11 protein-coding genes are annotated in these 9,863 nt (G+C 62.3%); 7 read left to right on the top strand and 4 right to left on the bottom strand.

Annotated elements, in window-relative coordinates:
- Together B3M53_RS10620 and B3M53_RS10615 are read right to left on the bottom strand one after the other, a co-directional pair.
- A partial coding sequence (locus B3M53_RS10620; RefSeq protein ID WP_286800388.1) for a (d)CMP kinase occupies positions 1–155 on the bottom strand: 155 nt, incomplete at its 3' end.
- The gene (locus B3M53_RS10615) at positions 155–925 is read right to left on the bottom strand and encodes a YebC/PmpR family DNA-binding transcriptional regulator (protein ID WP_022700419.1); all 771 of its coding nucleotides are present in this window, start codon (positions 923–925) and stop codon (positions 155–157) included. The genes B3M53_RS10620 and B3M53_RS10615, both read right to left, overlap by 1 nt.
- A 188-nt stretch (positions 926–1,113) precedes the next feature.
- Here B3M53_RS10615 and kdsB point away from each other — a divergent pair, with 188 nt between their 5' ends.
- The 4 genes from kdsB (at position 1,114) to B3M53_RS10595 (ending at position 5,233) form a co-directional block, all read left to right on the top strand.
- Positions 1,114–1,890 (top strand): 3-deoxy-manno-octulosonate cytidylyltransferase, encoded by a 777-nt coding sequence (gene kdsB, locus B3M53_RS10610; protein ID WP_273020099.1) that lies wholly within the window; start codon positions 1,114–1,116, stop codon positions 1,888–1,890.
- Positions 1,891–2,535 carry a histidine phosphatase family protein gene (locus B3M53_RS10605; protein WP_273020101.1) on the top strand — a complete coding sequence of 215 codons (645 nt, stop codon included), beginning with the start codon at positions 1,891–1,893 and terminating at the stop codon, positions 2,533–2,535.
- On the top strand, positions 2,532–3,746 hold the full coding sequence (locus B3M53_RS10600; protein ID WP_156861368.1) for an O-antigen ligase family protein: 1,215 nt from the start codon (positions 2,532–2,534) through the stop codon (positions 3,744–3,746). Before B3M53_RS10605 ends, B3M53_RS10600 begins: the two co-directional genes overlap by 4 nt.
- Before the next feature lie 80 nt (positions 3,747–3,826).
- Positions 3,827–5,233: an exopolysaccharide biosynthesis polyprenyl glycosylphosphotransferase gene (locus B3M53_RS10595; protein WP_273020103.1), complete on the top strand. Its 1,407-nt coding sequence runs from the start codon at positions 3,827–3,829 to the stop codon at positions 5,231–5,233.
- Here B3M53_RS10595 and B3M53_RS10590 read toward each other — a convergent pair.
- The gene (locus B3M53_RS10590; protein WP_273020105.1) at positions 5,230–6,066 is read right to left on the bottom strand and encodes a class I SAM-dependent methyltransferase; all 837 of its coding nucleotides are present in this window, start codon (positions 6,064–6,066) and stop codon (positions 5,230–5,232) included. The genes B3M53_RS10595 and B3M53_RS10590 overlap by 4 nt on opposite strands.
- A gap of 100 nt (positions 6,067–6,166) precedes the next feature.
- Between B3M53_RS10590 and fsa the strand changes: the two genes are divergently transcribed.
- Positions 6,167–6,817, top strand: a complete 651-nt coding sequence (gene fsa, locus B3M53_RS10585) for a fructose-6-phosphate aldolase (RefSeq protein ID WP_273020107.1) — start codon at positions 6,167–6,169, stop codon at positions 6,815–6,817.
- Between the two features lie 16 nt (positions 6,818–6,833).
- Here the strand turns inward: fsa and serA are convergent, their stop codons facing one another.
- Positions 6,834–8,057 (bottom strand): phosphoglycerate dehydrogenase, encoded by a 1,224-nt coding sequence (serA, locus tag B3M53_RS10580; RefSeq protein ID WP_273020108.1) that lies wholly within the window; start codon positions 8,055–8,057, stop codon positions 6,834–6,836.
- Positions 8,058–8,235: 178 nt separating this feature from the next.
- Here serA and B3M53_RS10575 point away from each other — a divergent pair, with 178 nt between their 5' ends.
- Both B3M53_RS10575 and B3M53_RS10570 read left to right on the top strand, forming a co-directional pair.
- A complete protein-coding gene (locus tag B3M53_RS10575) occupies positions 8,236–9,348 on the top strand; it encodes an S-(hydroxymethyl)glutathione dehydrogenase/class III alcohol dehydrogenase (protein WP_273020109.1) in 1,113 nt (370 codons plus the stop codon).
- Positions 9,311–9,802 carry a YaiI/YqxD family protein gene (locus B3M53_RS10570; protein ID WP_273020110.1) on the top strand — a complete coding sequence of 164 codons (492 nt, stop codon included), beginning with the start codon at positions 9,311–9,313 and terminating at the stop codon, positions 9,800–9,802. Before B3M53_RS10575 ends, B3M53_RS10570 begins: the two co-directional genes overlap by 38 nt.
- Positions 9,803–9,863: the final 61 nt, after the last annotated feature.

Below are 9,863 nucleotides of genomic sequence, written 5' to 3'. Positions count from 1 at the left end.
TGCTCGAGCATTGAAACCGCCACAGCGCGATAGAGCGCGCCCGTGTCCAGATGCGGCACGCCGAAACGCGCCCCGAGCGCCCGCGCAATGGTCCCCTTGCCCGAAGCGAGCGGACCATCCACGGCGATGACGATGGGGCGCGACTGACCCGCCATTATTCGAGGTTCGCCATGTCTTCGTCGGAAATGTCGAAGTTTGCGAACACGGTGCTCACATCATCAAGATCTTCAAGCGCTTCCATGAGTTTCATCACAGTCGCCACCTTGTCGCCGGTCACTTCGATCAGGTTTTGCGGCTTCCAGATGATGTTGGCGGACTTGGCGTCGCCAAAACGCTCTTGCAGGTTCGAGCTGACCTCGGCCAGGTCCTCACGCGCGCAATAGATCACATGCTCGGGCGCAGGCTCGCCGTCATCATCAAGCAGGTCTTCCTGCACCACGTCTTCAGCGCCAGCTTCAATCGCGGCTTCAAACATGGCTTCTTCATCAGCGACTGAGAGCGGGAAGCGGATCTCGCCCACCTGGTCGAACATGAAGCTGACAGACCCGGTTTCACCCAGATTGCCGCCATTCTTGGAAAAGGCGGCGCGCACTTCGCCCGCTGCGCGGTTCTTGTTGTCGGTGGAGGCTTCCACGATCAGGCCGATGCCAGCGGGACCAAAGCCTTCATAGCGGATCTCGAAATATTCTTCGACATCACCGCCCGCCGCTTTCTTGATCGCGCGTTCGATATTGTCCTTGGGCATGGACTGGCCCTTGGCGTTCTGAATCGCCAGGCGCAGACGCGGGTTCATGTCAGGATCCGGTCCGCCCATTTTCACGGCGACCATGACTTCCTTGGACAAACGCGAGAACAGTTTGGCGCGAGCTTTATCCTGGCGACCCTTGCGGTGCTGGATATTGGCCCATTTTGAGTGGCCGGCCATGGTCGAAACCTCCGGAAGGCAAATGGCGAGCTGCCAGGCGCGGCAGCATGAATTCTTGAAGCGGGCCTTCTACCCTATTGAGACCGCTTCGGCCAAGACCTTGAGCGCTCACCGCGCGCACTGGTCTTCAGCGGCGGGCCATGGCATTGAACAAGCCTGTCCGCTTTGCTGTTCTTTATAGGCGCCTCATGTCTGTTATCGCCGTTATTCCCGCCCGTTACGGCTCCACGCGTTTTCCGGGCAAACCGCTTCATGAAATCGCTGGCGTGCCCATGGTCGAGCGCGTGCGCCGACTGGCCGCCGCCGCGCCCGCAATCGACCGCGTGATCGTCGCCACCGATGATGCGCGAATCCTTGACGCCGTGGAGGCTTTTGGCGGTGAAGCCGTGATGACCCCGGAAAGCTGCCGGAACGGCACCGAGCGCGCCTTTGAGGCCGTGCGCGACTTCGCCCAGCCCGGCGACGTCATCGTCAACCTTCAAGGCGATGCGCCGTTGACCCCACCCTGGGTCGTAGACGCCGCCGCCGCCGCGATGAAGGCGGACCCGACCCTGCGGCTTGCCACGCCCGCAGTTGCGCTGAGTGAGGACGCACTGGATAAACTGAGTGAAGCCAAACGCCGCGGCGAAGTCGGCGGCACCACGGTCGTATTCGACAAGGCCCTGAATGCGCTTTATTTTTCTAAAGCCATCATTCCATTCAAACGAGAACAGACAGGCCTGCCGATCTATAAGCATATCGGGCTGTACGCCTATCGCTTCGACACCTTGTCCGAGCTAGTGGCGCTGGAGCCGAGTCCGTTGGAGTTGGCCGAAAGCCTGGAGCAATTGCGGGCGCTGGAAAACGGCATCCCGATCCGGATCGTGCTGACCGATTATCGCGGCCGAACGCCTTATTCTGTGGACTCGCCGCGGGACGCCGTCGTCGCGGCGGAGATTATCGCTCGCGAAGGGGAGATTATCTAAATGCTGCTGATCCTGGCGCGCCATGGCAATACATTCGGCCCGGACGATACGCCTGTCTGGGTCGGAGCGAACGAAGACCTTCCCCTCGTTGAAAAAGGCCTCGAGCAATCACGCGCCATGGGTGAAGCCCTGCGCACGCTCAATCAACTGCCCGACCGGATCATCGCCGGACCTCTCAAGCGCACCCGCACCGGCGCCCGGCTGGTCGGCGAGATTTGCGGCTTCACCGGCGAGGTCGAGATCGATGACCGCTTGCGCGAGATCGATTACGGCGTCTGGGGCGGCAAGACTGACGCAGAAATCGCCGAGAGCTGGGGGGAAAGCGCCATCACTGACTGGCGTGAGCGCTCTATTCCGCCCAATGGCGCAGGCTGGAGCCCCACTGTCGAAACCCTCAAAGCCAATGCCCGCAGCGTGCTGGATTCAGTGACGCGCGATCGCGACGACGACACGGTTGTCTTCGTCCTGACGTCCAACGGGATACTGCGATATTTCCATGCACTTCTGGCCAAGGATTCCGCCCCGAGCGAAGAGGCCAAGGTCAAGACTGGCCATATGAGCGCCGTGCGGGTGACCGCTGACGGGCGCGAGCTGCTGGCCTGGAACCTGTCGCCAGAAGACTTCGTGAAGGCTCTCAATCCGTGACGACTCGATGGCGTCTCTCCTCGGTCACCCTCGGAGTGCTGTTGACGCTGAGCGCCGTCTTTATCGCCGCGGGCGGCCTGGGGCTCGCCACATCCATGGCGCTGATCGGCTTCATCTTCACGCCGGTCATTTTCGTATCCGGCTGGCGGTCCTTCAAGAGTGCGCCGACTCTGGCGTTTCTGGGCGTGCTGAGCGTGGCCTGGCTATGCGCCTCACATCTGTGGTCGCCGTATGAGCGTGCCGACCAGGCTTACAAGCTCGCGCTTCTGATCCCATTATTCGTCATGGGCGCATATATTGCGTGCCGCCTGACCGATGAAGAAGCCGGACGGCAAGCCAAGCTGCTCAGCGTCTTGTCACTTCTCGCGGGGGGCTATTTTCTCATTGAAGCGTTGACGGGCGGCCTGATCGGCGGCTGGATCGAGCTTGAGCTGGAAGACTCAAACTATCCCGCAGAAGCCATTCGCAACGCCAAGGTCACGCTGTCACGCGGCGCCACCGCCTTCATGATGGTGGCGGGTCCTGTCGCCTTGTATATGTGGCGTCGAGAGGGCGCCTGGCGGCGCGGGCTGGCCCTGACGCTTCTGGCCATGGCCGCTTTCGCGTCAGCCAGTTTTGATGTCGAAGCCAACATCCTGGCTCTTGTCTTCGGCCTGCTCGCCGCCGCCGCGACCCAGCTCGCCTCGCGTACAGCCTTGCAAGTCATATTGCTGGGCGCTGGCGTCTGGGTGTTGGGCGCGCCCTTGTTCATGGGCATCGGGCTGGCCTTGCTGCCTGAAAGCGTAGAGCAAGGCCTGCCAGTGTCCTGGGCCTGGCGGCTGGAAATCTGGAAAGCGGTGCTGGAGCAAATCCGGCAAGCGCCGCTGATCGGACATGGGCTTGACAGCATGCGGGTCATGGCGGATCCCGTTCCCTACAGGGACATCATCATCGACCGCTTGCCGCTCCACGCGCACAACGCCGGTCTGCACATCTGGATGGATGCAGGCGCGATCGGCGCCTTGCTCTGCGCCGCTACGCTGTTCGCCGGAGCCCGCGCGGTTGGCCGCGCCCCTTTGAACACGGATCAGATCGCGGGCCTGGCCTATGTGGGCGGCATCTGGCTGGTCACCGTCATGCTGGGATATGGCGTTTATCAGGAATGGCATCACGCCGCGCTCGCCCTGGGTGTTTTCGCAGCGTTCCTGAACAGGACAGACGCTCCTGATTAACGCGTCCCAGCGCGGCGCCATTCTTGCTCCTCACACTCAAACCCGCCAGCAGAGCGGAGCCAGTGGATCGAGGAGAGCCCATGTCGTCCCGGATTGATGCACACGCACCGTCATACACGCCTGCGCGCGCTACGGGCTCGATCAATCCCGTGCAGGTGTTCGTTCTATCCGATATGAGCGCGATCAGCCTGTCCGGCATTGCGCTTCAGGCGCTGCATGCCTTGAACGGCGGCGTCGCGGCTCAAGGCGAACTGGCGATCTTCTTTCTCGCTGGCGTTCTGCTCATGGGCTGGTTCAACGCCCAGGGACACTATCGCAGCCGACAGCCGGTGATGGGGGTCGCAGGCCCGGTCCTCAAGGCGTGCGGCCTTGCCTGTCTGGCCCAGACCGCCGGCCTTTACGCCTATGGTGAGTTGGCGGGCGCTTGGCCCCTCCTGGCGGCCTGGCTGTGCGTGCCGCTTCTGATTTTGGCGTTGCGGCTTGGCGTGCGCGCCCTGTTCACCGTCAGCGGCGGCTGGCTTCAGCCGGTCACAGTGCTGGCCCCCCAAGCGTTGACTCTCTCGCCCGACAGCGTCATCCGCTCCGAAGCGGGTCATGGTCTGCATGCCGAACGCAGTCTCGCGCTGGAGCCGTTCGCCCAGCTCAGCGACGCGGCGCTGCTTGAACAGATCGCACCGCTCGTCCAGCGCCCCGTCTTTCTGGCGCCGGACGCGGCGACGCAAGACATCGCCGCACGGCTGGCGCGTCTCCTGTCGGCAGAAGGCGCATCCTATTATTATCGCCCTGCCCTGGGCGCCATTTCCGGAGAATCCTTCGATCTGGTCCGCTTCCCGCCCGAAGACGGCGTCATCCTGTCCATGTTCAATGCGCAGGACCGTCCCTTCGCACAAATGCTCAAGCGCGGCTTTGACATCATCGCCTCGGCCTGCGCGCTGGCGTTTCTCAGCCCGGTCCTGGTCTTCATCATGGTCGCCATCCGCAAGGATGACGGGCCGGTGATGTTCAGCCAGCAACGTGTGGGCGCAGACGGCCGGCCTTTCGGCTGCTTGAAATTTCGCACCATGGTGGTCAACGCCGAAGCGCGCCTGGCTGAAATTCTGGAGAGCGACCCCGAACGCGAAGCGCAATGGCGCGCGTACCAAAAGCTCGACGATGATCCGCGCATCACACCGGTCGGCCGCTTGCTCCGCGTGACCAGCCTGGATGAGCTGCCGCAGCTGATCAATGTGCTCAAGGGCGATATGAGCCTTGTGGGGCCGCGTCCAATGACGCTGGATCAGCAAGAGTGTTATGGTCAGGCGATGCTGGATTATCAGCGCGTGCGTCCGGGCCTGACCGGCTTGTGGCAGGTCAATGGTCGCAACGACACCACGTTTGAAGAACGCGCCCGGCTTGATAGCCACTACGTCCAGAACTGGTCTTTGTGGCGTGACGTCGTGATCCTGGTGCGGACGGTCCGCGAGGTCCTGTTCAGTTCCGGGCGCTAAAGCGGCAGCCGTTCCAGAACGATCCGGTCCTGAAACTCGCCCGTACGCTGAGGGGTCGACCAATGTCCGGGCTCAACAGGCTCAGCCAGCCTCAACCCCGCCTGACGCATCCAGTCTTCAAACTTGGCGCGCTCATAGCCGATCGCGCGTTCAGGTTCTCGCGGATCCGCCGCCCAGGCCCCGTCGCGAAAGGGCTGCAACGCCAGAACCGCGCCTGACAGCTCCATGCCCGGCTCCACAATGAACCCGGTCAGGCACAAGCGCCCGCCCGGTTTCAGGACGCGACCGGCTTCCTTGAGATAGGCTGCGGCGTCTTCGGGGAGCAAATGGCTGAACAACGAAATCGCAAGTGCGGCGTCGATGCTGGAGGTGTCGGCCGGAAAGCGATACCCGGTCGCCTTTTCGCCCGCGCCGCCATATTCGCGGCTTTGCACATCGGCCCGCACGAAGACAAAGTCCGCCTCGCCGGTGACATGATTGCGGGCGAAACGAAGCGCCCGCTCGGACAAATCAAAACCGGTATAACGCCCCTGCGCGTTCAGGTGCTCCGCAAGTCGAAACGCAATCCGTCCAGCGCCGCAGCCCATATCCAGCACATGGGCGGAGGGTGAAAGCCGGGCCGAACGTTGAAACCAGCTGAAATAGGCGTGGCCGATCTGATGGAAGTCACCGCCGCCCACATTGTGCCAGACGCGCCAGGGTCGCGGCTCGCCCGGCGCGCGCCAGCGGGCCGGCAAATCCCTGGCGTCGCTTGCAAGATTCCACAGGAAATTCACAAGAGGCCGCGGCAGGGTTTGATGCGTCCAGGTTTTGACCGCGTTTGCAGCGCCCATGCAGCCTTCCTCATTTCCAAACCGGTTTTATGGTGCTGTTATGATTGAGGACTAAAGCTGGTTCAAGATATCGACGTTTCATGACTGACCGGAGTGGCTCATGCAGATCTTTCTCGACACCGCCGAAATCGCCGAGATTGAAGCTCGCGCCAGTCTGATCGATGGGGTGACCACCAACCCGTCCCTGATCGCGAAATCCGGGGCTGGCGTGTTTGACCGCGTCAAGGAGATCGCCAAAACGGTGTCTGGCCCGGTCAGCGCCGAAGTGGTGGCGTCAGATTATGACGGCATGCTCGAAGAAGGTCGCAAGCTGCGCGCCCTGGGCGATAATGTTGTGATCAAGCTGCCGCTGACGGCTGCGGGGCTTCAGGCTTGCCGCGAATTCCACGCCGAAGGCGTGCCCACCAATGTCACCTTGTGTTTCTCGCTGAGCCAGGCGCTGATGGCGGCCAAGGCCGGGGCGACCTTCATCTCTCCCTTTGTCGGCCGTATCGACGACGCCGGATCAGACGGGATCAATCTGCTTGAAGACATCCGGGCGATGTATGACCAGTACGGATTTGAAACCTCGATCCTCGCCGCCTCCCTGCGCCATCTCAAGCATGTGGAGGGCGCCGCCCTGGCCGGCTGTGACGCAGCGACGCTGCCGGTGAAAACCTTCGATCAGCTCATCAAGCACCCCCAGACGGATCTGGGACTGGACTCCTTCATGGCGGACTGGAAGGCTACAGGACGCGACGGGCTGGTCTAGCCCGCCGCGTCATGCCCTAGCCCTTGATCAGGCGCGCGCGGATCGTGCCGTCGATAGCGCGAACGCGATCCAGGAAGTCCGTCGGCAGATCGCCTTCAAGATCAGCGACCGCATAGCCCAGATCGCCTTCGGTTTGCAGGAACTGCGCGGCGACGTTCGCGCCCACCTGCTCCACAGTGTCATTCAAACGCCGCAGGAAGCCCGGCCGGTTCTTGTGCGGGGCGAGAACGCGTGTGCGACCCGGCTGAATGGGGCCGGGATCCACATGGGGGAAGTTCACCGCAAACGTGGTCGACCCTTCATAGAGGTAGCGCGCCAGCTTGCCCGCCGCATCCAGACCGATGGCCTGCTGCGCTTCCAGCGTCGAGCCACCGATATGAGGCGTCAGGATGACGTTGGCGCACTGGGTGAGCGGGCTTTCAAAGCGCTCATCCTTGCTCTTGGGCTCCACCGGGAACACGTCCACCGCCGCGCCAGCGAGATGGCCTGAATTGAGCGCCGCCGCCAAGGCGTCCACATCCACCAGGTCCCCACGGGCCTGATTGATCAGGAACGCGCCGGGTTTCATCCGGGCGATCTCGCTCTCGCCGATCATGTTCTTGGTGCGGGCGGTGGAGGGCACATGCAAGGTGACCACGTCGCACTCAGACAGAAGACCGTCGAGCGTATCCATCGGGCGGGCATTGCCATGGGCCAGCTTGGGCGCGATGTCATAATAATAGACATGCATGCCCAGCGCCGAGGCGAGCACCGAAAGCTGGGCGCCGATATTGCCGTACCCGATAATGCCGAGCTTCTTCTTGCGCACTTCATTGGCGCCGTCAGCGGTTTTCAGCCATTCGCCGCGCTGGATCGCGAACATCTTTTCGGGGATGCGCCGCATCAGCATGATCACAGACGCCAAAGTCAGCTCCGCCACCGAGCGGGTGTTGGCGAAAGGCGCGTTGAACACCGGCACGCCGCGCTCGGCGGCGGCGTTGAGATCCACCTGATTGGTGCCGATGCAGAAACAGCCGATGGCCTGAAGATCCTTGGCCGCGTTCAGCAAGGCGGAGTCCACATGAGTGCGCGAACGAATACCCAGCACATGCGCGCTGGCGATCTCCGCATCCAGCTGCGAACGATCGGGAGATCCCGACAAGCGCTCAACAGTGACCGGACCGGCAGTCTGCAGCGCGCTGTCAGCGTCCGGGTGCACGTTTTCAAGCAAAAGGGCGGTGTATTCAGGGGTGTGGGCCATGAGGGCGTCCAATGATCATGTTGCGTTGCACCACTGTGCCTAAATGACCGGGCATTTCAATGCCGCGTTCGGGCATATCCTGATTTCATCCTGCGCCTCGCCTTGCAGCTACCCGCTCGCACGCGTATTTGGACGCCATACGCCGTCGATCAGACCGCCATCGCTTGAGGAGGCTTTCATGAAGACCCGCGCCGCAATTGCATTCGCCCCAAACAAACCGCTCGAGATTCACGAGGTGGACCTTGAAGGGCCGCGCGCGGGTGAAGTCCTTGTCGAGATCATGGCGACCGGCGTCTGCCACACCGATTCCTATACCCTCGACGGCAAGGACAGCGAAGGGATCTTCCCCTCCATTCTGGGCCATGAAGGCGCTGGGGTCGTGCGTGAAGTCGGCGCAGGCGTGACCAGCGTGAAGCCGGGCGATCATGTGATCCCGCTTTACACGCCCGAATGCCGCCAGTGCAAAAGCTGCCTGAGCCAGAAGACCAATCTGTGCACCTCGATCCGCTCCACCCAGGGTCAGGGCCTGATGCCGGACGGCACCTCGCGCTTCAGCCTGAACGGTGAAAAGATCCACCATTATATGGGCTGCTCGACCTTCTCGAACTTCACCGTCATGCCCGAAATCGCGCTGGCGAAAATCCGCGAGGACGCGCCGTTCGACAAGGTCTGCTATATCGGCTGCGGCGTCACCACGGGCGTGGGCGCGGTCATCTTCACCGCGGGCGTCGAGCCGGGCGCGAACGTCGCCGTGTTCGGCCTCGGAGGCATCGGCCTGAATGTCATCCAGGCCGCGCGCATGGTCGGCGCGGACAAGATTATCGGCATCGACATCAACCCCTCAAAGCGCGCCCATGCCGAAAAGTTCGGCATGACCGACTTCATCAATCCCAACGAAATCGGCATGGACAAGGTGGTCGAGGCCATTCTCGACATTTCCGGCGGCGGCGCGGATTACAGCTTTGACTGCACCGGCAATGTGAACGTCATGCGTCAGGCGCTCGAATGCTGCCATCGCGGTTGGGGCGAAAGCATCATCATCGGCGTGGCCGAGGCCGGTCAAGAAATCTCCACCCGTCCCTTCCAGCTGGTCACAGGCCGGGTCTGGAAAGGGTCTGCGTTCGGGGGCGCACGCGGCCGGACCGACGTTCCCAAGATCGTCGATTGGTACATGGAAGGCAAGATCGATATCGACAGCCTGATCACCCACAAAATGCCGCTCGATGACATCAACACCGCCTTCGACCTGATGCATGCCGGCGAAAGCATCCGTTCTGTCGTGGAGTTCTAGGCTGACCCTTTTCATCGATGCTGATGCCTGTCCGGTAAAGGATGAGGCGATCAAGGTGGCCGAACGCCATCGCACCTCAGTCAAGCTGGTGTGCGATGGCGGCCTTCGCCGCCCGCAAAGCCCGTGGGCAGAGCTGGTGATCGTGCCCGAAGGCGCGGACGCCGCCGATGACTGGATCGCCGAACGCATTGGTCCGGGCGATATCTGCATCACCGGGGACATTCCCCTGGCCGACCGGTGTTTGAAGGCGGGCGGCAAGGCGATTGACCATCGCGGGACAGAGTTTGACGCGCACTCCATCGGGTCCAAACTCGCCATGCGCGATCTGATGACGGATCTTCGCAGCGCCGGAACCATGGAAGGGGGCGGCGGCAAGCCGTTCGCCCCCCGCGACCGGTCGAACTTTCTCAACGGGCTCGAACGCCTGTTTCAGGATCTCAAACGAGGACGGTAGGCTTATGGAACTCACATCCGAGACCCGCAGCTTTGGCGGACGCCAGCAAGTCTGGACCCAT

It is taken from the genome of Oceanicaulis sp. UBA2681, assembly GCF_002354675.1.
Lineage (GTDB): Bacteria > Pseudomonadota > Alphaproteobacteria > Caulobacterales > Maricaulaceae > Oceanicaulis > Oceanicaulis alexandrii.
This window is presented reverse-complemented; position numbering and strand designations above follow the sequence as displayed.